Source organism: Curtobacterium sp. MCJR17_020 (assembly GCF_003234365.2).
GTDB lineage: Bacteria > Actinomycetota > Actinomycetes > Actinomycetales > Microbacteriaceae > Curtobacterium.
Genome location: NZ_CP126260.1, coordinates 2,460,910 through 2,485,890, shown reverse-complemented (window position 1 = coordinate 2,485,890; position 24,981 = coordinate 2,460,910). Strand labels below are relative to the sequence as shown.

General features: G+C 72.9%; 18 protein-coding genes. 13 read left to right on the top strand and 5 right to left on the bottom strand.

Annotation, left to right across the window (positions count from 1 at the left end; genetic code table 11):
* Window positions 1-187 precede the first annotated feature (187 nt).
* The 6 genes from DEJ14_RS11695 (at window position 188) to DEJ14_RS11670 (ending at window position 11,881) form a co-directional block, all read left to right on the top strand.
* Window positions 188-2,998 carry an alpha/beta fold hydrolase gene (locus DEJ14_RS11695; protein WP_181437581.1) on the top strand — a complete coding sequence of 937 codons (2,811 nt, stop codon included), beginning with the start codon at window positions 188-190 and terminating at the stop codon, window positions 2,996-2,998.
* A gap of 437 nt (window positions 2,999-3,435) precedes the next feature.
* Window positions 3,436-4,380, top strand: coding sequence for a glycosyltransferase family 2 protein (locus DEJ14_RS11690; RefSeq protein ID WP_111086027.1), 945 nt, complete (start codon window positions 3,436-3,438; stop codon window positions 4,378-4,380).
* On the top strand, window positions 4,377-5,339 hold the full coding sequence (locus DEJ14_RS11685) for a glycosyltransferase family 2 protein (RefSeq protein ID WP_111086028.1): 963 nt from the start codon (window positions 4,377-4,379) through the stop codon (window positions 5,337-5,339). The genes DEJ14_RS11690 and DEJ14_RS11685 overlap by 4 nt, the downstream gene beginning before the upstream one ends.
* On the top strand, window positions 5,336-8,887 hold the full coding sequence (locus DEJ14_RS11680; protein ID WP_111086029.1) for a glycosyltransferase: 3,552 nt from the start codon (window positions 5,336-5,338) through the stop codon (window positions 8,885-8,887). Before DEJ14_RS11685 ends, DEJ14_RS11680 begins: the two co-directional genes overlap by 4 nt.
* The gene (locus DEJ14_RS11675; RefSeq protein WP_111086030.1) at window positions 8,874-10,877 is read left to right on the top strand and encodes a DUF7402 domain-containing protein; all 2,004 of its coding nucleotides are present in this window, start codon (window positions 8,874-8,876) and stop codon (window positions 10,875-10,877) included. The genes DEJ14_RS11680 and DEJ14_RS11675 overlap by 14 nt, the downstream gene beginning before the upstream one ends.
* Window positions 10,862-11,881 (top strand): glycoside hydrolase family 16 protein, encoded by a 1,020-nt coding sequence (locus DEJ14_RS11670; protein ID WP_111086031.1) that lies wholly within the window; start codon window positions 10,862-10,864, stop codon window positions 11,879-11,881. The genes DEJ14_RS11675 and DEJ14_RS11670 overlap by 16 nt, the downstream gene beginning before the upstream one ends.
* A gap of 40 nt (window positions 11,882-11,921) precedes the next feature.
* Here DEJ14_RS11670 and DEJ14_RS11665 read toward each other — a convergent pair whose 3' ends face one another.
* The 4 genes from DEJ14_RS11665 to DEJ14_RS11650 all read right to left on the bottom strand — a co-directional run bounded on the left by DEJ14_RS11665 (window position 11,922) and on the right by DEJ14_RS11650 (window position 15,909).
* Window positions 11,922-13,103, bottom strand: coding sequence for a glycosyltransferase family 4 protein (locus tag DEJ14_RS11665; protein WP_111086032.1), 1,182 nt, complete (start codon window positions 13,101-13,103; stop codon window positions 11,922-11,924).
* Entirely contained in the window at window positions 13,100-14,644 is a 1,545-nt protein-coding gene (locus DEJ14_RS11660; protein ID WP_111086033.1) for a lipopolysaccharide biosynthesis protein, read from the bottom strand. The genes DEJ14_RS11665 and DEJ14_RS11660 overlap by 4 nt, the downstream gene beginning before the upstream one ends.
* Complete coding sequence (locus tag DEJ14_RS11655) at window positions 14,641-15,555, bottom strand: beta-1,6-N-acetylglucosaminyltransferase (RefSeq protein WP_111086034.1); 915 nt, start codon at window positions 15,553-15,555, stop codon at window positions 14,641-14,643. The genes DEJ14_RS11660 and DEJ14_RS11655 overlap by 4 nt, the downstream gene beginning before the upstream one ends.
* A gap of 129 nt (window positions 15,556-15,684) precedes the next feature.
* Window positions 15,685-15,909: a hypothetical protein gene (locus DEJ14_RS11650; RefSeq protein ID WP_146249787.1), complete on the bottom strand. Its 225-nt coding sequence runs from the start codon at window positions 15,907-15,909 to the stop codon at window positions 15,685-15,687.
* A 182-nt stretch (window positions 15,910-16,091) separates the two neighbouring features.
* On the opposite strand from DEJ14_RS11650, the gene DEJ14_RS11645 reads away from it, so the two are divergent.
* A complete protein-coding gene (locus DEJ14_RS11645) occupies window positions 16,092-17,384 on the top strand; it encodes a glycosyltransferase family 2 protein (protein ID WP_111086036.1) in 1,293 nt (430 codons plus the stop codon).
* 239 nt (window positions 17,385-17,623) lie between these two features.
* On the opposite strand, the gene DEJ14_RS11640 is transcribed toward DEJ14_RS11645, so the two are convergent.
* Window positions 17,624-18,943 (bottom strand): glycosyltransferase, encoded by a 1,320-nt coding sequence (locus tag DEJ14_RS11640; protein ID WP_111086037.1) that lies wholly within the window; start codon window positions 18,941-18,943, stop codon window positions 17,624-17,626.
* A gap of 295 nt (window positions 18,944-19,238) precedes the next feature.
* Here DEJ14_RS11640 and DEJ14_RS11635 point away from each other — a divergent pair, with 295 nt between their 5' ends.
* The 6 genes from DEJ14_RS11635 (at window position 19,239) to DEJ14_RS11610 (ending at window position 24,864) form a co-directional block, all read left to right on the top strand.
* Window positions 19,239-20,522 carry an ABC transporter substrate-binding protein gene (locus tag DEJ14_RS11635; protein ID WP_111086038.1) on the top strand — a complete coding sequence of 428 codons (1,284 nt, stop codon included), beginning with the start codon at window positions 19,239-19,241 and terminating at the stop codon, window positions 20,520-20,522.
* A 108-nt stretch (window positions 20,523-20,630) separates the two neighbouring features.
* On the top strand, window positions 20,631-21,656 hold the full coding sequence (locus DEJ14_RS11630) for a carbohydrate ABC transporter permease (RefSeq protein WP_111086039.1): 1,026 nt from the start codon (window positions 20,631-20,633) through the stop codon (window positions 21,654-21,656).
* Window positions 21,653-22,564 carry a carbohydrate ABC transporter permease gene (locus tag DEJ14_RS11625; RefSeq protein WP_111086040.1) on the top strand — a complete coding sequence of 304 codons (912 nt, stop codon included), beginning with the start codon at window positions 21,653-21,655 and terminating at the stop codon, window positions 22,562-22,564. Before DEJ14_RS11630 ends, DEJ14_RS11625 begins: the two co-directional genes overlap by 4 nt.
* 5 nt (window positions 22,565-22,569) lie before the next feature.
* Complete coding sequence (locus tag DEJ14_RS11620; protein WP_181437582.1) at window positions 22,570-23,040, top strand: hypothetical protein; 471 nt, start codon at window positions 22,570-22,572, stop codon at window positions 23,038-23,040.
* Between the two features lie 21 nt (window positions 23,041-23,061).
* Window positions 23,062-24,102, top strand: coding sequence for a LacI family DNA-binding transcriptional regulator (locus DEJ14_RS11615; protein WP_111086041.1), 1,041 nt, complete (start codon window positions 23,062-23,064; stop codon window positions 24,100-24,102).
* A gap of 126 nt (window positions 24,103-24,228) precedes the next feature.
* Entirely contained in the window at window positions 24,229-24,864 is a 636-nt protein-coding gene (locus tag DEJ14_RS11610) for an MBL fold metallo-hydrolase (RefSeq protein WP_111086042.1), read from the top strand.
* Window positions 24,865-24,981: the final 117 nt, after the last annotated feature.

Here is a 24,981-nt window from a genome sequence, read left to right as displayed (position 1 = left end):
CCGGGCCCTGGACCGTCCCCGTACGGGGGCCGAGCACGCTGGCGGAGGTGCACCGGGCCTCCAGGTCGGGTTGCGTGACCCCGCACCCCGCGCGACACGGCTCGTGGGCCGTACCGCGTCGGACGTACCGTCGCAGGACCGGCGCGGGACCCGCGGCGGCCCGCCGACGAGCATCCGAGGTGTCATCGTGACCTCCGCCGACCCGCTGACGACAACCGAGCACTGGACCCACCGAGCCGCGATCCCGCTGGCCGACGACCACTCCGTGCTGGACCGCTGGGACCGTGTGGTCGCGCTCCACGGCGACGCCGCTGCGCTCGCAGGTGACGGCCGTCCCTACACGTTCACCGAGGCGGACCGGGCGGCGCGCGACCTCGCGTCGGCGCTCGGGGCCGAGCTCCGACCCGACGACCACAGTGGTGCGGGTGTCGGCGCCGTGGCCGGTGGCGCGTCGAAGCCGGTCGGCGTCATGGCCGGCCAGACCACCGAGGCCGTCGTCGCGATCCTGGCGCTCGTCCGCGCGGGGCGCACCGTGGTGGTGCTCGACGAGCACTTGCCAGCGGTCCGCCTCGGGCACGTCGCGCAGCTCGCCGGGGTCGACGAGATCGTGGCGGACGCCGCGCGCGCCGACCTGGCGGCGACCGTCGTCGCCGACCGGGACGGCCGGGTGCACGCACTCGACGAGCTGCTCGAACGCCGCGGCGAGACAGCGGGCAGCGAGACTGCCGGCGGCGAGACAGCGGGCAGCGTGACAACCGGCGGCGAGACCGCGGGCAGCGAAACGGAGACGCACACACCGGCCGACGCGCCCGGCGCCCGTCCGGGCGGCCACGACGCGTTCGCGATCGTGTTCACCTCCGGCTCGACGGGCATGCCGAAGGGCGTCGTCCTGACGCACCGGCAGCAGCTCGCGAACGCCGAGCAAGACGCCGTCGCCCTCGGCACCGGACCCGGTGACCGCCTCGGCGTGGTCCTGCCGCTGTCGTTCGCCGCCGGGCTGCTGTTCTCGTTCGACACCCTGCTGAGCGGCGGCAGCGTCGTGCTCCTCGAACCCCGCGAGCTCGGGGTCGAACGCCTGCTCGCACGGTTCGCCGACAACGGTGTGAACGTCCTCGTCTGCACCCCGCACCTGCTGCGCTCGATCGTCGGCTCGCAGACGGCTCCCGGGGCGCAGGCGTCCGGGGCGGGCCCCGCGCTCGGCGGCCTCCGCTTCCTGATGACCACCGGCGAGGCGGTGACCGGTGCCGACATCGCCGCCGCCCGACCGCACCTCGACCCGACGACGCTGCTGCTGAACGCCTTCGGGTCGAGCGAGACCGGCTGCGTGGCGTACTGCCCCGTGGAGCCCGGTACCCCGGTGCCCGAGGGCGTCGTTCCCGCGGGGTGGCCGCTGCCCGGCAAACAGGTGCTCGTGCTGCGCGAGGACGGCAGCCCCGCCGACCCGGGGGAGACCGGCGAACTCGTCATCGTCTCCCAGGGCCTGACCGCCGGGTACTGGGGTGCCCCGGAGAAGACCGCCGAGCGCGCCGGACGCACCGACGACGGCACGCCGACCTGGCACCAGGGCGACCTCGCCCGGATCGAGCCCGACGGCCGGCTCGTGCTGCTCGGACGCTCCGACGACGCCGTCAAGGTCCGCGGGTACCTCGTGGAACCGAGCGAGGTCGAGGCGGCGCTCCGCGCGATCCCCGAGGTGCACGACGCCGTCGTCACCGCGCAGGTCGACCCGCCCGCCGTCACCCGTCTCGTCGCGTACGTCGTCGGCCGTCCGGGCCAGCGCACGCCCGCGCCCGCGGCCCTGCGCCTGGCCCTGCGGGACCGCCTGCCGGAGTACATGGTGCCGGCGTCGATCGTGCCGATGACCGAGCTGCCGCGGAACGAACGCGGCAAGGTCGACCGGGCCGAGCTGCCGGGTGCACCGAGCATCGAGACCGAGATGGTCGAGGGCGAGTACGACCAGTGGGAGCTCGTGGTCGGGCAGATCTGGGCCGAGGTGCTGGGCCTGCGCGGCGTCCACCTCGACGAGGACTTCTCGGCCCTCGGCGGCGACTCGTTGTCGGCGGAGGAGATGCTCGCGCTCGTGCAGAGCCGTCTCGGCATCGACCTGCGCTCGTCGGACGTCCTGCAGCACCCCACGCTCCGGGCGTTCGCCCGCCGGGTGCGGAGCGGCACGACGGCGCTGCCGAGCCACCCCGACGTCGTCAAGGTGTCCGGCGCGCGCGAGTCCGGCCGTCCGCCGGTGTTCTGCTTCGCCGGCGGTGGAGCGCTCGCCCTGACGTTCCTGCCGTTGTCCCGCTACCTGCCCGAGCACGACGTGTACGCGTTCCAGCAGCACGGCCTCGAGCGTCGGGGCATGCCGGACTGGAGCATCCAGGCCGGCGCCCGCCGGTACGTCGCCCTGATGCGCATCGTGCAGCCACGCGGACCGTACCTGCTGGTCGGCCACTCGCTCGGCGGGCTGATCGCGCTCGAGATCGCCCGGCTGCTCACCGAGAGCGGCGAGCAGGTCGAGCACGTCGCGTTGCTGGACACCTACCTGCCGCGGACCGGGGCCGAGGGGGTCCGGCAGCAGTTCGGGCGGCTCGAGCCCCGCGAACACCGCAACCCCGCCGTCCGTGTCGTCAGCCAGCGCCTCACCGGGGCCGTCCGACGGGTCATGCCGTCCGGCATGTCGTGGGGCGAGCACGTCGCGAAGCGCGCGCGGGCCTACAGCGCTGGTGTGCTGCGGCACGGCGGGCAGAAGGACTTCGACGCCTTCTTCGACCAGGCCGAGCTCGTCACCCGGCGGCACCACCCGACGCCGTTCCACGGACGGGCGACGTACGTACTCGCCGATGCGAACCCGGACGCGACCGGCTGGTCCGCGCTGCTGCGCGGGCGGACCGAGACCGTGCGGATCGCGGCCGAGCACAGCTCGCTGCTGCGGGAACCGCACGTGGCCGACCTCGCGACGGCGCTGCGTGCGGCGTTCGCGACCGAGGGCGCGGCCCGGAACTGAGCCGGGTGACGGACGGGAGGCGCGGTGCCAGCTGGCACACCTCCCTCGCAGGCTCGGTCGGCGCGTCCCGCGCAACGTCCCGCGCAACGCCCCGCGCAACGCCCCGCGCAACGCTTCGCGTTGCCGCTCTGCGGGGCGCGCCCGTCCGCCTGCCCCTGCGTCCACGGTACGTGGCCGGCACGCGGTGTTGCGGGTTTCCGTATCCGCAGCCGAGTGTCCGCAATGGACCGCACCGCGCATTGACCGCCTGCCAGCCCGCGACGATGGTTGGACACGCGGGGGAGAGTACCCACTCACCTGCGAAGCCGGCGGCGTCGTACCCGCGTCCCGCTGCTCGACCGACGACGGTCACCGTCGTCGATGCGTCATCCGAGGACGCGCCGCTCGTCACACGAGCCACAACCCGACAGCAACCCTGACCCGACAGGACCGCGCCCATGCCCGCACGTACCGTTCGCCCTGCAGACCCGAGGGTCTCCGTCGTCATCCCGGCGCGGAACGAGGCCCGAAACCTCGAGATCATCCTGCCGAAGCTCCCGCCGGTGTACGAGGTGATCCTGGTCGACGGCAACTCCGTCGACGACACCATCGCCACCGCGCAGCGTGTGATGCCCGACATCCGCGTCGTGCACCAGACCCGCAAGGGCAAGGGCAACGCCCTCGCCTGCGGGTTCGAGGCCGTCACCGGCGACGTCGTCGTCATGTTCGACGCCGACTGCTCCGCCGACCCGGACGAGATCCCGCGCTTCGTGCAGGCGCTCGTCGAGGGCGCCGACGTCGCGAAGGGCACCCGCTACTCGCTCGGCGGCGGCAGCGACGACATCACGATCGTCCGCAACATGGGCAACCGTGGCCTGAACATGCTCTGCAACATCATCCTCGGCACCCGCTACAGCGACCTCTGCTACGGCTACAACGCCTTCTGGGCGGACGTCCTGCCGGAGATCGGCCTGCTGTCCTCCGAGCTGCCGAAGCCGTCCGACGGCTCGATGCTCTGGGGCGACGGGTTCGAGATCGAGACCGTGCTCACCTGCCGCTGGTCGGCCGCCGAGCTCGCGATCACCGAGGTCCCCAGCCACGAGAAGCTCCGCGTGCACGGCTCGAGCAACCTGAACGCCGTGACCGACGGCATCCGGGTGCTGAAGTCGATCATGCACGAGCGTCGTCGCGCAGCGATCGGCCGTTCCGAGGTCCGTCGCGCCGCGATGAGCGTCGTGCCGCCGGCCGAGCAGCTGGCCGCCGCACCGCACGCCGCCGCACCGCACGCCGCCGCACCGCACGTCGCGTCGGCCGCAGCGCACGCCTCGGTCCACGCCGCCGGGCACGCCCCGCACGGCGCCCCCGTCGCCGCCGTGGCCAGCCTCGAGGAGGAAGTCGCGTGACGACCGTCGCGGTCGTCATCTGCGCCTACACCCAGCAGCGCTGGGGCGACCTGCAGGACAGCGTCGAGTCCGCCAAGCGCCAGCCCGAGGCCCCCGAGGTCGTCGTCGTGATCGACCACGAACCCGAGCTCCTCGCCCGCGCCGCGGCGCGCTGGCCCGAGCTCCGCGTCGTCCCGAACACCGAGGACCGCGGCCTGTCCGGCGCCCGCAACACGGGCGTCGCCCTCACCGACGCCGACGTCGTCGCGTTCCTGGACGACGACGCGACGGCCGACCCGGACTGGCTCGGCCACATGCTCACCGCCCTCGAGGACCCGGACGTCGTCGGCGTCGGCGGCCGGGCCACACCGTCCTGGCCCACCGCCACCGGTGCCGGCCCGTACGCCGACGAGCTCCTCTGGATCGTCGGCTGCTCCTACCGCGGCCTGCCCGAGACCCCCGGCGACGTGCGCAACGTCATCGGCTCGAGCATGGCGTTCCGCCGTGACGCGATCATGCTCGCCGGCGGGTTCCGCTCCGGCATCGGCCGCGTCGGCAACCAGCCGCTCGGCTGCGAGGAGACCGAACTCTGCATCCGCATCGCCCAGGCCCGTCCGGGTGCGCGCATCCGCCACGAACCGCGCTCGAACGTCTCGCACCGGGTCTCCCCGGACCGCGTGACGATGCGCTACCTGCGCCGGCGCAGCTACTACGAGGGCATCTCGAAGGCCGTCCTGAGCCGACGCGTCGGCACGGGTGACTCGCTCGCCAGCGAGTCGACGTACCTGACGAAGGTCATCCCCGGAGCGGTGCTGCGCGAACTGCGCCACATCGGTCGTGGCGGTGCCCTGCGTGCCTTCGCGATCGTGCTCTCCGTCGCGTCGACCGTCACGGGCTACGCCGTCGGGCGTGTCCTCGGTGGCGTCGTCGTCCGCACCCCGGCACCCGTCCCGGTCGCACAACCAGTGGGCACGCGGTGACCCGCGCGACCCTGGCGATGGTCATCTCGCCGATCGTGACCGGGCCGCTGTCCCCGACGTGGGACGGCGCCCTGTGGGTCGGCGAGGTGGACCGCGCCGACGTGCACGCGTCCAGCCACCGCGACGTGGTCGCACTCGAGGGCGCCGCGGGCTACCGGCGCGCTCGACTGCTCGTCCGCGACCACGGCGAGCCGCTCGGCTTCGTCGAGGCGGACATCACCGAGCGTCGCCGCATCGGCGGGACGATCGACGTCCGCACCCTCCAGCGCGCGATCCGGCCGATGCCGGTGCCCGAGCGTCGGCCGGCAGCAGGTCTGGTGCTGCCGTCCGTCACCGTGGTGCTCTGCACGGACGGGGCCGCTGGCACCACCATGCGGTCGGTGCTCGCCAACGAGTACCCCGACTTCGACGTCGTGGTCGTCTCGCACGGCGCCGACGACAGCGGCACCGCGACGGTCGAGATCGGCGGTCGGCACGTCACCACGATCGCCGCGCCGACCGGTGGCCTCGCGGCCGCCCGCAACGCCGGACTCCTCGCCGCGAGCGGCGAGGTCGTCGCGTTCGTCGCCGAGGGCGCCGTCGTGGACGGCGACTGGGTCGCCGCGTTGGCCGCCGCGTTCGCCGCGGACCCCGACGTCGCCTGCGTCACCGGGCTCGTCCCCAGCGCCGAACTGCGCACCCCCGCGCAGCGCTGGCACGACGACCGCACCGCGGCCGGCCGAACCGTTCGCCGTCGGGTGTTCCGCCTCGACGACACCGACGACGCGCCCCCGCACCACCCCTTCGCCGCCGCTGCCTACGGCACCGGTGACAACCTCGCCGTGCACCGCGCGACCGCGCTCCGGATCGGCGGCTTCGACACCGCCTTCGGACCGGGCACACGCGTCGGTGCCGGCGACGACCTCGACCTCTTCACACGACTGCTGTTCGCCGGATCCGCGATCGCCGTCGAACCGGCCGCCATCGCGTGGCAGCGATCGGCGGACGACGTCGCGTCGCTCCGCGCCGCTGCAGCCGCGCACGGCCACGGACTCGGAGCCTGGATGACCAAGAACGCCATCGACCGCGAGTCGCTCACCGCATCGGTGGACGCAGCGCCCGAGGCGCTCAGCGCCTTCGCACGACTCGGCCTCGAGCAGGGCGACCGTGCGACGGACATCGCCGGCGACCAGACCGGTGACGCGGATCGCGTGCCCGACGCGGTCGACGCCGAGTTCGCCGCCACCCAGCGGCGGCTGCGCGGGGTCGAGCAGCGCTCGGTCCTGACGGCGCCGTTCCTGGCGCTCGTCGAACGCCTGCGTGGCGGCGGCACGATCGACCGCAACGACCGTGGTCGCCACGAGCTCCGGCACGGCCTGGCCTCGGCCGGTCCCGCCCGCCCGCTCGCGGTGGACGCGATGAGCCCGATCGCACGACTCACCGCAGCGGCGATCGTCGTCCTGACACTCCTCGTCGCCGGGGTCGCCGCGATCGCCGGGCTCCCGGTGCTGCGGGGGAGCGCGATCGGCGTGTACCTGTTCGCGCTGCTCGGCGTCGCACCCCTCCTGCTCGTCCGCCCGATGCCGCTGGCACGCTTCAGCGTCTTCGCGGTCACGGCATCGCTCGTCGGCACGATCGGCATCGGCTACACGATGGCGACGTTCCAGCTCTGGAACCCGACGGTGCCGTTCGTCGGGGTCGTCGTGCTCACCGCCGTCGCCCTCGCGATCGCCGTGCCGCGTGACGTCGCCGAACTGCAGCGCGCCCGCCTCGAGCCGGCCGCCGAGGGCGCCACGGCCCGTCGCTGGACCACCACCAACACCGTCACCGCCGGCTCGGTCGTCGGGCTGCTCGTCATCGTCGTCGTCGCGCTCACGCACATCGGCGACCCGGTGCCGGACGGGCTGTTCGGGTCGCTCGGCCCGGGCCTGGTCATCGGACTGGCGATCGTCGTCGCCGCTGCCGTCGTCGCCCTGGTGCGCGGTCGCGGACTCGCGATCCCGGTCGTCGTGCTCGGCGGGTCGATCCAGCTCGCACAGGCCATCACCTACGGCATGCCCACCGTGATGGCGGCCGCCCGCCACATCGGCGTGCTCGAGTACATCCGCCGCTGGGGTTCGACGAACCCGGCCGCCGACATCTTCCAGACGTGGTCCGGCCTGTTCGCCGGCGGCGCCTGGGTCGCGGACGTCGGCGGGATCGACAACGCGATGACCATCGCCGCGTGGGTCCCCGTCCTGCTGGCCTTCAGCACGACGATCGCCGTCGGGGTCCTGGCCGCCAACTGGCTGCCGGGCAACCGTCGCCCCTGGATCGCCGCGTTCCTGACCGCGATGACCGGCTCGCTCAACACGACGTACTTCTCGCCGCAGTCGGTGGGCATCCTGATGTCCCTGGTGATCCTCGTGCTGGCCGTCGGCCCGCTGCGACGCACCGCGGTGACCGCCGTCGACGGCGTCCGCTCGACGATCCTGCGGGCCCGCCGCGTCGGCCTGTCGCGGATCATCGCCATCACGCTGATCGGCATCGTGCTGGTCGTCACCCACCAGATCTCGCCGTACCTGACGGTCGCCGCACTCGTGACGCTCATCGTGTTCCGACTGCTCCGCCCCTGGTGGCTCCCCGTCGTGGTGCTCGTCCCCGCCGTCGGCTTCGCCCTGCTGAACGACGACATCCTCGGCAAGTTCCTGTCCCTGGGAGCCGTCGGCAAGGTGCTCGACAACGTGCAGCCGCCGTCGCACGACATGACGGTCCTGCCGAAGCCGCTCGTCACACGGCTCGCGTTCGACATCCCCGCGGCAGCCCTCGTGGTCCTCGGCCTCGTCGCCGTGATCACCGTGCTGATGCGCCGCGACCGCGTGCACTGGGGACTGCTGGCCACGGCGGCGAGCCCGATCTCGCTGCTCGTCGCGACGAACTACGGCCAGGAGGGCATCTTCCGCGTCGTGCTGTTCGCGACACCGTGGATCGCGATCCTGGCGGCGGGGCTCCCGATGCCCAGCGGCCGGCTGGCTCCCGTCGGTCGACTCGTCACCCGTGCGGTGCGACCCACGGCGGTCAAGGTCGTCATCGCTGCGGTCGCGGTCGCCGCGATGGTCGGGATCGGCGCGTTCGGTCAGACCGCCCTCGACTGGAACCGCGTCCCGACGCGCAGCCAGTCGGCGGCGACGCAGTTCTACGACGCGACCGCGCCGAAGGGCTCCATGATGCTGCTGACCGGTTCGGCGAACGCCGTCCCGAGCAACACCGGCGCACGCTACTTCGACGTCGGGGCGCTGTCCCGTGAGGTCCTCGGGGCGTACCCGGAGCCGGAGGGCTACGACGCCGAGGCCGACGTGTCCACGATGACCCGCCAGCTCGTCCTGGACTGGCCGGCGACGAAGTACTACGCACTGGTCGCCGAGCCCTTCGGCGCCTACGACGAGCGGTACGGGTACCAGACCGACGCCGACTACCAGGAGCTCGCGGCCGCGATGGCCGACTCGCCCTACTGGCAGCGCGTCTTCGGATCCGGCACCACCGCCGTCTACGAACTGACCCCGGCAGGACTCGCACATGCCACGAACTGAACACCGCACGACCCGGGCCCCCCGGCGGACGTGGCGCACGCGCGCCGCGTCCGCCGCGGCGGTCCTGGGGGTCCTTGCGGTCGTCGCCGTCATCGCCGGACCCGGCGGTGCGATGTCCGCCGACGCACGAGGCCGGAAGACACCGCCGCCGAGCGCCCCGACCAGCACGCCCACGCCCACGCCCACGCCCACGCCGAGCAGCACACCGACGGGTGGCACGGCCGCCGCGAACGCCGACTGCAGCGCCGGTCGGGTCCTCACGATGGTGGCGCACGCCGACGACGACCTGCTGTTCTCCGGTACCGAGCTCCGCGCCGACATCGACGCCGCCAAGTGCGTCCGCTCGGTCATCGTCACCGCCGGTGACGCCGGCAAGCCCGCCTGGTACTGGCAGGCCCGTGAGAACGGGTTGATGGCGTCGTACGCGTCGATCGCCGGTGTCTCCTCGAACTGGACAGCCGGGCAGATCTCGGTCGCCGGCCACACGCTCCGCACGGCGACCCTGGCGACGGCCCCGCGGCTCAGCCTGGTGTTCCTCGAGCTGCCGGACGGCAACATCGACGGCTCCGGCTTCGCGGCCACGGGCGGCGAGAGCCTGGAGAAGCTCTACGAGGGCCAGATCAGCACGATCCACACCGTCACCGGGGCAGCCCAACCGACCTCCTTCTCGCTGACCGACCTCCGCGCGACGTTCTCCGGGCTCGTCACCGGGTACGCGCCGACCGAGATCCACACGCTCGACCACGGCGGCACGTACGGCGACGGCGACCACAGCGACCACCACACCGTCGCGTACCTCGCCGACCAGGCGCAGTCCGCGTACACGGCGACGCACACGTTCACGGGCTACCTCGGGTACCCGATCGCGGACCGCCCGTCGAACCTGAGTTCCGCGCAGACGGCCGCGAAGGCCGCCGCCTTCTTCGCGTACGCCGCGTACGACGGTGAGACCTGCGGTTCCACCTCCGCCTGCGCGTCGCGCCCGGAGGGCTCCTGGCTGAGCCGGCAGTACGCCGTCGGCTCGTCGGCCCAGCCCCCGACGGACCCGCCGACCTCGCAGGGCACCGACGTCACCGCCGGCGCGACCGTCACCGCGAGCGCGGAGAACCCGGCCGACGGCCAGACCGCCGTGAAGGCCGTCGACGGCGTCGTGAGCGGCTACCCGGACGCCCCGACGGCCGAGTGGGCGGCGCCCGGTGGCCGGGCGGGCACGTGGATCCAGCTGAACTGGTCCGCCGGCACGACCCTGCACGAGATCGACCTGGCCGACCGGCCGAACAGCGACGACCAGGTGACCGGCGGCACGCTGACGTTCTCCGACGGCACCAGCGTCGCCGTCCCGTCGCTCGACAACGGGGGAGTCGTGCAGCGCGTCGCGTTCAGCGCCCGACAGGTCACCTGGGTGCGGTTCACGGTCGGTTCCGTGAGCGGCACGACCAGGAACGTCGGCCTCGCCGAGATCCGGGCGTTCCGGCCGGCGGACACCACGCCGACGCCGACGCCGACGCCGACACCGACACCGACGCCCACGCCCACGCCGACGCCGACCCCCACCCCGACGCCGACGCTGTCGGACGTCACCGGTTCGGCCACCCCGACCGCCGCGTGGGACGACCAGTCCACCGGGCAGACCGTCGCGAAGGCCGTCGACGGCGTCGTGTCGGGCTACCCCGACAACCCGACGGCCGAGTGGGTCGCCCCGTGGGGCCGGACGGGGGTGTGGATCCAGCTGGACTGGGCCGCCTCGCAGCACCTCGGTCGGATCGTCCTGCACGACCGCCCGAACAGCTCGGACCAGGTCACCAGCGGCACCCTGACGTTCTCGGACGGCAGCCAGGTCGCGGTCGGCACCCTGCCGAACGGCGGCGACGCCCTGACGGTCGACTTCACCCCGCGTGACGTCACCTGGGTGCGGTTCACGGTGACGGGCGTCTCGAACAGTACGGGCAACGTGGGACTCTCCGAGATCCGCGCGTGGACGACCGGGTGACCGACGAGCAGGGTGACGGCCAGGAGGCCCGCCCCACGTGGTCGGAACACGTCGCCGACGACGCGGCATCCGCCCACGGCGCCCCACCGGCACACGGTCGTGGCCTGTCCCGGCACCGGCCGCCGCGGCGCCCCGGCACCCGCCGGACCGCGCTCGCGGCCGGCGCCCTGCTCGTGGCTGCCGGCATCGTCGCCGGCACCACGACCGCGACCACCACGGCGAACGGTGACGACGTGACCCGCGACGACCCGAGCGGCGTCTCGATGCCGAGCTCCGAGCCCGAGGGGTGGACCCGGGTGTTCGGCGAGGACTTCGCCGACGCCGCCACGAACCGGACCTTCGAGTCCCGGTACTCGGACCGGTTCGTCGCCTACCACGGGTTCGCCGACACCGCGGGCACAGGGCGCTACCAGGCGTCGACCCTGTCGACGCACGACGGCGTGCTCGACGTGCGTCTGCGCACCACGCGCGCCGGGGTGCCGCTGGCGGGCGGTGTCGTGCCGCTCGTCGACGGCGAGTGGGGCGGGCAGACCGCCGGCCGGTACAGCATCCGGATGCGCAGCGACGAGGTCGACGGGTACGGCGTCGCCGTGCTGCTCTGGAGCGACGAGAACCTGTGGTCGGACGGTGAGATCGACTTCCCCGAGGGAGCGCTCGGCGCGCCAGCGTGGCTCAACGTGCACTGCCTGGCCGACCCCGCCGAGAAGTGCATCCACCAGCAGACCGAGGCGTCGCTGAAGGACTGGCACACCTACACGATCGAGTGGACCGCCGACCGGATGTCGTTCCTGGTCGACGACGAGGTCGTCGGCACCACGACGGAGAACATCCCGACCGCTCGGATGCACCTGGTGGTGCAGGCCGGGTCGAACGCCGGGAACCCGCCGGCGGACGCCGCCGGGTCGCTCCTCATCGACTGGATGACGATCGACGTGCCGGCGGACGGTGCCGAGCCGAGCGCGTCGCTGCCGGACGACACCGCGACGACGGTCCCGAACGACTGAGCGGTGCCGACGTCGTCGTCGGCTCAGTCGTCGTGGGTCGTCAGTGCTCCGCGTGCGCCTCGAGCGCCCGGAGCAGCGCCGCGACGTGCCGCTCCCGGCCGTACCGGTCCCGCACCCAGGCGCGGCACCGGTCCGCCAGACCGGGTTCCGTCTCGGCCGCGTGCAGCGCCTCGAGGACCTTGTCGGCCAGCGCGGCGGTCTCGGTGGGGTCGACGGTGAACCGCGTCCACTCCCCGCTGAGGATCTCGGCGGTGCCGCCCGACGCGGCCGCGACGACGGGGCGTCCGGTGGACATCGCCTCGACGACCACGCGGCCGAACCCCTCGGGCTCGACGGAGGGTGCCACCACGACGTCGGCGGCGTGCAGCAGGGGGACGACGTCGTCGCGCTCGGGCACCACGACCACGGACCCCTCGGGCAGCGTGGCGATCGCGCGGTGCACGGCGGGGGCGTCCTGTGGGTACAGCGCACCCGCCAGGACGAGCACCGGAGCCGGGGCGGGCGGTGTTCCGGGCCCCACGAGGACGCGGGCCGACGCGTGGAAGCGACCCCACGCCTCCAGGAGGGCCAGGACGCCCTTCGACCGCGTGAGCCGTCCGTAGTAGAGCACCACGGGGCGGTCCTGGTCGAGGCCGAGCGCAGCGCGTGCTCGGCGCGTGCTGCCCGGCGTGGCGGCGGGGAACGCCGCGGTGTCGACGCCGTTCGGGACCACGTCGACGCGGTCCGGCGGGGCACCGACGGCGGTCCAGGCACGGGCCATCGCCGCCGAGACCGCGAGGTACCGGGTCCGGCCGCCGGCGAACGGGCCGAGCCGACGGTAGTTCGGGGCGTGGTGCAGGTGCACGGCCAGGGGGACGCCGGACACGAAGGACACGACGCGGCCCCACGGCAGGAACTCCGGACGGTTCAGCCACAGGACGTCCGGGCGCGACCGGCGGAGGCGCAGGCCCTCACGGACGAAGCGGAACACGTCCGCCGGGGCGGTCCGGATGCCGAAGCGGTAGTCACGGGCGTGGCGCAGTCGGACACCGAGCCGGTCGAACACCGCACGGCCCTCGTCCGGGTCGCCGTCCGGACCGGCGCGGTGCCACACCTCGACGCCGTGGCCGGCCGCGACGAGCTCGCCGACGTCCTCGACGACGCAGCGTTCGACACCGCCGGTGATGGCGAGTCCGTTGGTGGCGACGACGACACGCAGCGGACGGGGGGTGGAACGGGTCATGCGGATCCTCCGCGAGCGAGTTTCAGGCGGCGGAAGAACCAGGGCAGGCAGGCCGCGACGCCGACGATGCGCACGATGTTCCACGCCAGGTCCTGCGGCGGGAGGAGCGAGGCCGCGGCGACGACGATCGCGATCGCGATGGCGAGCAGCACACGGCGTCGGGGGCCGCGCCACGCACGGCGGTCCGGCAGGGAGGCCTGCTGCAGTGCGGCGAGGATGGCGTAGGCGATGACCGTGGCGATGCCCGCGCCGACGATGCCGGTCAGGGGCACCAGGACCAGGTTCGCCGCGATGTTGACGACGCCGGCGATGGCACCGATGACGCCGACCGTCACGCCGCGGCGCTCGACCAGCAGGAGCCGGCCGGTCGCACCGCTCGCGACCACCGGGAACGCGGTCAGGGCGACCACGAAGACGACGACGGTGAGGGACTCGACCCGGTACGACGCCGGGGCCAGGATCGGCAGCGCCACCGGTGACACGAGGGTGACGGCGACGAGCACGGGGGCGAGGAGCATGTAGAGCTCGTCCCGGGCGTGCATGGCGAGCCGGCGGCGGGCCACGGCGTCGCGGAGGGCGGCGAAGTGCGGCGCCCAGGCCTGGTTCGTGAAGGTCAGCAGCAGGATGACCGCGGAGCCGACGACGTAGGCGATCTGGTAGCGGGCCACCTCGTCGGCACCGAGCAGGCGCTGCACGACGAGCCGGTCACCGGCGTTCAGGACGAAGTACGACAGGCTGCCGAGCGCGATCGGGACGCCGAGCTTGAAGGCCCGGATCGTGGTGCGGTGGTCGAACAGACCGCGGAGGCGCGGCTTCGTGGCGATGATGCCGATGACCATCGCGGCACCCTGCGCCACGACCCCGCCCCACGCGTACGTGGTCGCGTCGGCGTGCACGGCGGCGAGGAGCCCGAGGCCGATGATCGACCCGCCGACGGACGACAGCAGGCTCGTCACGGCGAACACGCGGATGCGGTCCTGGGCGACGAGCAGCGCGAGGGACAGCTGCACGATCGCGGCGGGCCCGGTCCAGAGCACGGCGACCAGCAGCAGGGGGTGCTGGTCGACGAAGCCCGCGGCGTCGCCCCAGAGCGGGATCGACACCAGGGCGAACACGGTGACGGTGACCGCGGTGACCATGCCGACGAACATCAGGCCGCGGGCACGCCGGTCGTCGCCGTCCTCGGCGCGCTGCAGCACCGACGCCTGGTCGATGCCGCAGACGGCCACGACCACCAGGGCCTGGTACAGCGCGATCGCCGAGGCCAGCACGCCGAACTCGGCCGGTGGCATCAGGTGCGCGAGCACGGGGGAGATCAGCGAGCTCACGACGAGCTGCATCGACCAGACGACCACGTAGAGCAGACCGCGGCCGAACAGGACGGACGAGCCGCGTGCGACGGCGATCGAGTCCGTGTCGGTGGACAGTGCGCCGGGGGCCGCCGGCTGCACGGACGCCTCGAGCTCGTCGTCGTCGGGCTGTGCAGCCAGCGCAGCCGCCTCGGCCGCACGCGCTTCGCGTCGGGTCTGGGGGACGGTCACTGTGCCACCACCACCGGCTGGTCGTCGGCGGACGTGCGGAGCCCGAAGGTCGCGTCGACCACGTCGAGCAGGTCGGTGCTCCGGGACGTCGAGAACTTCCGGGCGAACACGTACGGGGTCGACTGGTCAGCAGCCGTGCGACGCTCCAGCACCCGGCCGGCGTCCTCGATCCCGAGCCACGGCGGGCTCTTCTGCTTCGTGCCGTCCCACCCGATCCACCACAGCGGCTGCACCGCGTGGGCGTCCGCGAAGTCCGGGGTGAACGCCGGGGTTAGCAGGACCGACGGCACGAAGGTCTCGTCGCCGATCCACACCCGCTCCCAGAACGCCACCAGGTCGGGGCGCCCGTCGAACACGTCGACGACCCCCTGCGCGTGGTGGCGGGCCAGGACCTTGAGCTGTGAGCCGCCGCCGAACACGACGTCGCGCGGCACCCGGCGGGGGACCGGCAGGCGCAGCATGTGCTTCCGCCACGCCCAGTGCCGGAACCGCACGCGCGACCGACCGCCGTCGCGACCCCACGCGGGGTGCGGGAGCGGCTTCGCCTCGACGAACGACCGCCCGGGGTTCGCGGTCAGGAGCGCCGAGATCTCGTCGGCGTCGGCCAGCGGGTAGTCGCTGCCGGTCAGCAGCGCCACGTGCGTGGCGTCGGTCTGCGCCAGGGCAGCACGGTAGCCGGCGACCTCGGCCGCGACGTTCTCCCACTTCGCCCACCCGGTGCGCATCCGCGGCAGCACGTGCACGCGTTCGGGCAGACCGGCGGTCATCGCCTCGAAGACGTCGTCGTCGGTGCTCGCGTCGCAGTGCAGGAACACCGGGAACGGGTCGAGCGCCGCCACGAGCCGACGGACGTGCGTCGGGTCCTCGTGGGCGAGGACGATGCACGCGAGTGGCGTGGGAGTGATGGCCATGTCCGCGACGCTAAGCGGGCCCGGCAGCACCGACAAGGGAGGTCGGGACCACCTGCGGGGGAACGGCGGTTTCCCGCAGGCGCCTCCCGATCGAGGGGGTGCGAGGGGGATCGCGCGAGGGGGATCGCGTCAGTGGGCGCGGCGGAACTTCGGGCAGTCGCAGAGCGCGCAGTCCGTGCCCGGACGGTAGTGCTCGTGTGCCGCCTGGGCGTGCCCGCACGTGCCGCACGCGGCGTCGTCGGCATCGAGGTGCACCACGACGAGGTCGGACGCGTCGGGGTCCGGAACCAGGTGCAACGTCGGGCGCGGACGCCTGGTCAGGCCGAGCCGGTCCATCGTTCGGGCCAGCGGCATGCGTCCTCCTCGTGTCCGGCGGGGACCGGGGTCGCACCGGCGGGTCGACCGGCGTCTCCCGCGAGTCTAGTGGCGGCAAACCGCAGCCTCCCCGCATCCTCCGAGCATCGCGGTTGACCCCCTGTCGACGCGCGCGGAGCATTGCCACGTCCACCCGACCAGACCGGCCCGACGGGACGAACATGACCGACCACACCACCACCGCGGAACGAGCCCTCACGCTCGACCCCGCGATGCCCTCGCCCGACGCCCCCACCTGGGTCGGAGCTGCCTGGGTCGGCGCCGTCGACCGGTCCGCGGCGCTCGCCGCCGACACCGTGCACCTCGCCGGCGCCGACGGCTTCCGCCGCGCCCGCCTCATGGTGCGCGACGGCCGCGACGTCGCCGGGTTCGTCGACGTGCGCGTCGACGACCGCGGGGCGGTGGACCCGGCCGAGCTGGGACCGGCCCTGCGTCGGTTGCCGGCCCCGGGCCTCCCGGTCGACGCCCCCGCGGACGGCGCACGCGTCTCCGTCGTCATCGGTACCCGCGAGCGCCCCGTGGCGCTCGCGCGCGCCATGCGCTCCGTCCTCGACTCGGCCTACGACGACTTCGAACTGTTCGTCGTCGACAACGCGCCCGTCACCACCGGGACCCGCGACGTCGTGGCCGCGATCGCCGACCCCCGCGTGCACTACGTCCTCGAGGCACGCGCCGGCGTCTCCCGCGCCCGCAACGCCGGCCTCGCCCGCGCCACCGGCGGCATCGTCGCGTTCATCGACGACGACGTCGTCGTCGACCGCCACTGGATGGCCGCCATCGCCGCCGCTTACGAGCGCGACGCCGACGTCTGGTGCGTCACCGGACTCGTCCCGAGCGGCGAGCTCCGCACCCCCACGCAGCGCTTCTTCGACGAGCGGGTCACCTGGGCGCGGAACCTCGAGCGCCGGGTGTACCGCACGTCCGTCCCGCCCGTCGACGAGCCCCTGTTCCCCTTCACCGTCGGCGCGTTCGGCACGGGCGCGAACATGTCCGTGCGCCGCGACGCCGTCCGGCAGCTCGGTGGCTTCGACGTCGCCCTCGGCCCCGGCACCCGTGCCCGAGCCGGTGAGGACCCCGACCTGTTCACCCGCGTCCTGCTCGCCGGTGGAGCGCTCGCCGTGGAACCCTCGGCCGTCGTCTGGCACGAGCACCGCAAGGACCGTGCCGCGTTGCGCTCGCAGGCGATCGGCTACGGCACCGGGCTCGGCGCCTGGGTGACGAAGCTCGTGCTGCGGCCCTCCACGGCGTTCGCGGTGCTGCGGCGTGCGGCCGGCGCGCTCCGCCGGCTCGGTGCGCTCGGGCAGGGTGCCGACGAGCGCCCCGTCGACGCGAGCGGCGGCTGGCCCGTCGACGCCGAGTTCACCGAGGCGACGCGCGGGCTCAAGCGCGCCGAGCTGACGGCCGCGCTGGGCGGGCCGTGGCGGTACGTGGCCGGGCGGCTGACCGCGCGCTGAGGCGCGGGCGCCGGCCCCGGCGAACAGGGTCGCTGCACCCGGTTTGCGACAAGACGGTCGTCGTACGACACGTGTCTTGTCGCTCGTTGCGTGCGCAACGGTTGCGGGCGCATGGGGGCGACATCCTCGACGTCGTACGACAACGCGAGTGTCGTACCGCGTCGGTCGGACCCGACAACGGACGGACGGGAGGCCCGTGGCGACACTGCCACGGGCCTCCCGTCCGTCGGGTGGTGCGACTACGGCCGGAAGCGGCCGGCCTCGACGTCGCGCCAGCGGCGTCGACTGCGGAACCAGGCGGCCGGGCCGGCGGGGAACCCGCGCAGCTCGTGGTACGCCAGGGTCTTCGGGATGCGCGTGGTCGAGGCGTCGTTCGTGACCTCGGTCGCGGCGTCCCGGCGTCCGGCCAGGCGGGAGAGCATCTGCTTCGACTTGACCTTCGCGGCGAGCGGCATCAGGCGGGCGAGGACGGCGACGTGCCGCTTGTCCTTCGCGGCGAGCGCGAACATCAGCGCGGTGAAGCCGACGCCGTTGCCGTGCAGCTGCTTGTGCAGGTCCTCGATGGTCTGGCGGTGCCGGTGGTGCACGACCGCGCGGGGCTCGAAGCCGATCTTCCCACCGCGCCACAGCGTCTCGATGAACATCGCCAGGTCCTCGCCACCACGGGCGGGGGAGCCGGCGCCGAGGGTGTGGTCGAAGCCGCCGACGGCCTCGACCAGGGTGCGACGGTAGGCCATGTTCGCGCCGGCGCCGTACGCGCCGATGCCGTAGACGGCGAAGTGCTTGAGGACTTCGCCGGACGGGGTGACCGCCGAGACGCGGGCGTGCCGCATGGTGCCCTGCACGTCGTCCGGGACGATCGTCACGGGCGAGAAGGTGCGCTCGGCGCTGAACCCGCCGTAGTACGCCTCGTACCAGATCTGCGCCGGGGTGGTGAGCTCGCTCGGCAGGATCACGCCGGTGACGGCGTCCAGGCCGGGCTCGCTGACGAACCGGGACCCGATGGCGCGCAGCCACTGCGGGTCGACGCGCACGTCGTCGTCGGTGAAGGCGATGACGTCGCCGGTCGCCGCGGCGACACCGGCGTTCCGTCCGGCGGACAGGCCGGGGCGGCGTTCCTCGACGAGGCGCACGTTCCGCCCGGCGAGCATCGCGGGCAGGGCGTCGCCGGCGGGGACGCGGACGCGGTTGTCGACGAGGATGACCTCGTGCCGCGGGTAGTCGAGGTGCTCGAGGACGTCGAGCAGTTTGCCGAGGTCCTCGACGCGGTCGACGATCGTGGACACGACGACCGAGATGGTCGGCAGGTCGTCGTCGGACACCGCGGGGACGTCGGCCAGGACGGTCTCCTGCAGCGCCTCGAGGGCGCGGGCCGCGTCTGCGGGGTCGTCGGTGAGCCGTACGTCGAGGGTGCCGGTGGGGTGGCCGCCGCGGTAGCCGATCACCATGGCGGACTCGCCGGTCTCGTCGGCGACGAGACGGGGGAGCGGGGCGTCGAGGTCGACGCCGATGACACGGCGCGGTGCGGGCACGGTGTCGGCGGGGTGGAGGGTGGCCATGTCGTGGACGCTACGTGGGGCCGTGGGTGCGGACAACGGTGCGGGACACCGGTGGCGGGGTTCATGCGGAGTTCCGCAGTGGCGCGCCGGGGTCCCTCGAACGAGGGTGAGCGCTCACCCAGGAAGTCTCCGGGACTTCCAAGGTCACGCTCAGGTCACGGAACCGATGCAACCGGTTGCGGAACCCCTGCGGCGGGCGTAGCTTCCTCCACCAGCAGGCAGCGGCGCCTGCTCCAGGGCAGTGTCGTCGAACCCGATCGATGCCCCCTGGTGATCTCAATGAGGAGACAACGCTGTGAAGACAACACGCTCCAGGGTGCGGTTCGCATCCGTTGCCGGGGTCGCCGTCATCGGCCTCGTGCTCACCGGCTGCTCGAGCGGGAGCTCCGGCGCCGGTTCGGACGACGCCAAGAGCGGCCAGGACAGCCGCGGACCCATCACGTACGTGCAGGGCAAGGACAACTCCAACGTCGTCCGCCCGCTGATCGCGAAGTGGAACAAGGCCCACCCCGACGAGAAGGTCACCTTCAAGGAGCAGTCCGACCAGGCCGACCAGCAGCACGACGACCTCGTGCAGCACTTCCAGGCCAAGGACGCGAACTACGACGTCGTCGACGTGGACGTCGTCTGGACCGCCGAGTTCGCCGCGAAGAGCTGGCTGACGCCGCTGACCGGTGACATGAAGATCGACACCTCGAACCTGCTGCCCGCCACGGTGAAGACCGCGACCTACAACGACACCCTCTACGCCGCCCCGCAGACCTCGGACGGCGCACTGCTCTACTACCGCAAGGACCTCGTCAAGACGCCACCGACCACGTGGAAGGAGATGATGGCCGACTGCCAGATCGCGAAGGACAAGGGCATCGGCTGCTACGCCGGGCAGTTCGCGAAGTACGAGGGCCTGACGGTGAACGCCTCCGAGGCGATCAACGGCTCCGGTGGTTCGGTGCTCGGCAAGAGCGGGGACCCGGACGTCGACACCTCGGACGCCAAGGCCGGCCTGCAGAACCTGGTCGACGCGTTCAAGGACGGGAACATCCCGGCCGAGGCGATCACGTACCAAGAGGAACAGGGCCGCACGGCGTTCGAAGCCGGCAAGCTGCTGTTCCTGCGCAACTGGCCGTACGTCTACAACCTGGCGAAGACCGACGGTTCGAGCAAGGTCAAGGACACGTTCGGCGTCGCCCCCATCCCGGGTGCGGACGGCACCGGCGCCTCGACGCTCGGCGGGCACAACGCCGCGATCAGCGTGTACTCGAAGCACAAGGCGACGGCGCACGACTTCCTCGAGTTCCTCATCTCGAACGACACGCAGAAGTTCTTCGCGACGCAGGGTTCGCTCGCCCCGGTCGTCGGTGACCTCTACACCGACTCCGAGCTGACGGCGAAGCTGCCCTACCTGCCGACGCTGCTCAAGTCGATCGAGTCGGCGGAGCCGCGCCCGGTCACGCCGTTCTACCCGGCGGTGACCAAGGCGATCCAGGACAACACCTACGCGGCGCTCAAGGGATCGAAGTCGGTCGACGAAGCCATGAAGGACATGCAGGACGCCCTCAAGGCGGCGACCAGCAGCTAGCGACTCGCGGCGCACGCCGCATCGGACTGGAGGCACGGTGCCATCCCGGCTCGTGCCTCCAGTCCGCCCCTACTTGCGTTCCGACACCCCCGGCAAGGAGGCCGACACGTGTCAGCAGCAACCGAGATCCCCGCAGCCATCCCAGGCCCGACAGGCACGGAACCGAAGCGCCAACGGCGCAAGGGCGGACTCAACGCCGAGCACGGCCGGTGGGCCGTGTACCTCATCGGCCCGACGATCCTGCTCCTCGCGATCGTCATCGGCTACCCGGTCGTCAGCGCGATCATCCAGTCGTTCCAGCTCGACCAGGGCCTCGACAAGGCCACCGGCCTGTTCGTGCAGGGCGGCTTCGCCGGCATCACGAACTACGCGCACTGGCTCGGCCAGCAGTGCGGCAACGTCACCTGCCCGCCCGGCAGCCTCGGCTCCCAGTTCTGGGTGTCGATGGGCAACACGTTCTTCTTCACGGTCGTCACCGTGGCGTTCGAGACGGCCATCGGCGTGTGGATGGCGATCATCATGAACCGCAACTTCAAGGGCCGCGCGCTCGTCCGTGCCGCGATCCTGGTGCCGTGGGCGATCCCGACGGCCGTCACCGCGAAGCTCTGGTACTTCATCTTCGACGCGAACGGCGTCCTGAACCACGTCCTCGGGCAGCAGATCCTGTGGACGAGCGGCGAGTGGGCGTCCCGGTGGGCGGTCATCATCGCCGACACCTGGAAGACCACGCCGTTCATGGCACTGCTCATCCTGGCCGGGCTGCAGCTGATCCCGGAGGAGGTCTACGAGGCCGGCAAGATGGACGGCGCGTCGACGTTCCAGCGCTTCGTGCTCATCACCCTGCCGCTCATCAAGCCCGCGCTGATGGTCGCGATCCTGTTCCGCGTGCTCGACGCGCTGCGCATGTACGACCTGCCCGCGATCCTCACCGGCGGCGGCGGTGGTTCCGGCAACGCCACCACGACCCTGTCGATCCTGGTCGTCGAACAGATCCGGCAGGGCTTCAACTCCGCGTCGGCCCTGTCGACCATCACCTTCCTGGTGATCTTCATCGTGGCGTTCGTCTTCGTCCGGTTCCTCGGCGCCAACGTCGTGCAGACGCAGGCCGCCCAGCAGAAGGGTGAACTCAAGTGACCCTCGCAGCAGACCGCCCCCGGTCCACCGCAGCAGCACGCGACCGCGCCGTCGACCGCGCCGACGTCCGGGTCCGCCGCGACACCGGCCCCCGGATCCGCACGGCCGTGCAGGCGATCGTCATCGCCGTGTGGTGCCTCCTGCCGTTCTACTGGATGGTGGTGACGAGCTTCCGCGACGTCGGGTTCACGTTCGACGCCACCCCGTGGCCGACGCACGTGACGCTCGACAACTACGCGACGGCGTTCTCCACGTCGCTCGGCAACCACCTCGGGCGGGCGCTCGCCAACAGCCTGCTCATCGGCGGCGTCGTGACGATCATCGCCCTGCTCGTCGGCACCACGGCGGCGTACGCCCTCGCCCGCCTTGAGTTCGGCGGCAAGTCGCTCATCGCCGGCGCGATCCTGGCGGCGTCGATGTTCCCGGGCGTCGCGCTCATCTCCCCGCTGTTCCAGCTCTTCACGGACATCGGGTGGATGGGGACCTACCAGGCGCTCATCCTGCCGAGCATCTCGTTCGTGCTGCCACTGACGGTCTACACGCTCGCGTCGTTCTTCCGCGAGATGCCGTGGGACCTCGAGGAAGCAGCGCGCATCGACGGCTGCACCCGCGTGCAGGCGTTCCGGCGGATCATCCTGCCGCTCGCCGCCCCCGCGGTGTTCACGACGGCGATCCTGGCGTTCATCTCCAGCTGGAACGAGTACCTGATCTCCTCGCAGCTCTCGAGCGACGCGACGCAGCCGGTGACCGTGGCGATCGCCTCGTTCGCCGGGTCGCAGCCGCACCAGGAGCCGTACACGGCGGTCATGGCAGCGGGCACGATCGTCACGATCCCGCTCGTCATCCTGGTCCTCGTCTTCCAGCGACGCATCGTGGCCGGCCTCACCGCCGGTGGCGTGAAGGGCTGACGACCATGGCACAGCGCGGACCCACCCGGCCCACGGCCCGGATCGAAGAGGCGATCGGCTTCGTCGGCATGTTCGGCATCCTGTTCCTCGGCGCCACGGTGTTCTGCGAGGTCACCGGTCGACCGGCACTCGGCTGGGCACTCACCCTGCTGGTGTGCGTGCTCGGGGTCGTGGCGCTCGACCGGTGGCGGGTGCGGGTTCTCCGCCGCCACGCGGTCGTCGACGGGGCCACCGACGGCATCGGTGCCGCTCCTGCCGTCGCCCCGGTCCGCACCGCTCGCGGCGACGACACCCGTCGTCAGCCACGGCCCTCGGCGGACGGTCGGGTGCACCAGCACAGCGGGTGGGACGAGCTCGCACCAGCGGGTCGTCGTGCACCGCACCGGGCGCGCCGGACCGCAGCGGCCGTCGCGCACACCGCCCCCGGCACTGCAGCCGACCGTCCGGCGGGCGTGACACACGGTACGGACGGCTGACGGGCCTCCCGGGTCGCATCGATGGGGATCCAGGAGATCGCGACCGTCACGGGACTGTCGAAGTCCACGGTGTCGCGAGCGCTGCGCGGGATGGAGAACGTGGCGGAGACCACGATCGACGAGGTCCGTCGTGTCGCCGACGAGCTCGGGTACGTCCCGAGCTCGGCGGCGGCCGGCCTCGCCACCGGGCGGCAGCGCGCCGTGGGCGTCGTCGTCCCGGTGATCGACCGGTGGTTCTACGTCAAGGCACTCGGCGGCGTCGACGCGGAACTCCGGCGGGCCGGGTACGACCTCGTGCTCTACAACCTGGGCGGGCCGGGCGGCGACCGCGACCGGGCGTTCCGACGCTCGATGCTGCGGCACCGTGTCGACGCCCTCGTCCTGCTGTCCCTGGTGCTCGACGCGACCGAGCGTGCCGAGCTCGAACTCACCCGGCACCCGATGATCGTCATCGGCGGACTTGCACCGGGCCTGCGGAACATCGGGGTCGACGACCGAGCCGTCACCCGGATCGCGGTCGACCACCTGTGCGGACTCGGACACCGACGGGTCGCCTACGTCGGCGGGCAGGACGAGGCCGGCATGAACGTCGCGGTGCCGCACCTGCGGCGGGACGGGTTCGTCGACGCGATGCGGGCTGCCGGACACGCGGTGCCGGACCGGTGGCTGCTCGACGGGCGGTTCTCGTTCGCTGGCGGGCTGGCGGCGGGGAACGCGCTGTTCGGCGGGAGCGCCGGTGCCGGTGCCGGCACCGGCGCTGGGGCCGGGCCCGATCGCCCGACTGCCGTGTTGTGCGCATCGGACGAGATGGCGCTCGGGGTGCTCCTCGCCGCCGGGCAGGCGGGGCTGTCGGTGCCGGGGGACGTCTCCGTGATCGGGATCGACGGCCACGAGTACGGCGCCACCGTGGGCCTGACGACCGTGGCACAGGACCCGGAGGCGCAGGGGCGGGCAGCGGCGCGGGCAGTGCTCGCCGAGGTCGACGGCGGCGCTGCCGGAGCGATCGTCGCGGCGCCGGCGCACCTGGTGGTGCGGGGGACGACGGCGCCGCCGCCGGGGTGAGGCGGGGCGGGGCGTGGGCGGGATCGACTCGGAACGACGATCCCGATGTCGCACGACAACGGGAACGTCGTTCCGAGTCGGCCCCGGCCCGAGCCCGCCGGGCCACCCGCGGGTAGCGTCGCCCGCATGGAGGTCACGAAGCTCGAACACGCCTGCCAGATCCTGTCGGACGGCGACGTCCGCCTGGTGCTCGACCCGGGCAACTTCACCCGCCCCGTCGACGCGACCGGGGTCGTCGCGGTCGTCGTCACCCACGAACACCCCGACCACGTCACGCCCGAGCAGCTGCACCGGATCCTCGCCGCCAACCCCGACGCCGTCGTGTTCGGCCCCGAGGGCGTCCGTGCGGCGCTCGCCGACTCCGGCATCGCGGTCGAGGTCGTCACCGACGGCGACCACCGCACCGTCGGCCCGTTCGAACTCGACTTCCACGGCACGCGGCACCAGCTCATCCACTCCTCGGTGCCGATCGTCGACAACACCGGCGTGCTCGTGAACGGCACGCTCTTCCATCCCGGCGACTCGTACACCGACCCGGGCGTCCCCGTCGAGGTCCTCGCCGCGCCGGTCGGTGCCCCGTGGCTCAAGGTCGCCGAGATGATGGACTACGTCGCCGCGCTCGCCCCGGCCCGCGCCTACCCGATCCACGAGGCCACGCTCTCCGACGTCGGCTACGGCATGCACACCGGTCGGCTGCGCGAGGCGCTCGCGCCGAGCGGCGTGCTCGAGGTCCTGCGGCCGGGGGAGTCGCTCACGATCTGACCGCGCCGGGCGCGACCGTTCCTGCTCACGAAGTGCGGCTCCGGACGTGCGCGCGGTCGAACGGGAGGCCCGTGGCGGGCCCGCCCCGCGCCTCCCGTCCGCTGGGCGGTCGCGTCC

Coding starts and splice junctions, on each gene's coding strand:
- DEJ14_RS11610 (WP_111086042.1), top strand. CDS start 24,229: ATGGAGGTCACGAAGCTCGAACACGCCTGCCAGATCCTGTCGGACGGC.
- DEJ14_RS11690 (WP_111086027.1), top strand. CDS start 3,436: ATGCCCGCACGTACCGTTCGCCCTGCAGACCCGAGGGTCTCCGTCGTC.
- DEJ14_RS11645 (WP_111086036.1), top strand. CDS start 16,092: ATGACCGACCACACCACCACCGCGGAACGAGCCCTCACGCTCGACCCC.
- DEJ14_RS11675 (WP_111086030.1), top strand. CDS start 8,874: ATGCCACGAACTGAACACCGCACGACCCGGGCCCCCCGGCGGACGTGG.
- DEJ14_RS11620 (WP_181437582.1), top strand. CDS start 22,570: ATGGCACAGCGCGGACCCACCCGGCCCACGGCCCGGATCGAAGAGGCG.
- DEJ14_RS11650 (WP_146249787.1), bottom strand. CDS start 15,909: ATGCCGCTGGCCCGAACGATGGACCGGCTCGGCCTGACCAGGCGTCCG.
- DEJ14_RS11640 (WP_111086037.1), bottom strand. CDS start 18,943: ATGGCCACCCTCCACCCCGCCGACACCGTGCCCGCACCGCGCCGTGTC.
- DEJ14_RS11655 (WP_111086034.1), bottom strand. CDS start 15,555: ATGGCCATCACTCCCACGCCACTCGCGTGCATCGTCCTCGCCCACGAG.
- DEJ14_RS11615 (WP_111086041.1), top strand. CDS start 23,062: ATGGGGATCCAGGAGATCGCGACCGTCACGGGACTGTCGAAGTCCACG.
- DEJ14_RS11665 (WP_111086032.1), bottom strand. CDS start 13,103: ATGACCCGTTCCACCCCCCGTCCGCTGCGTGTCGTCGTCGCCACCAAC.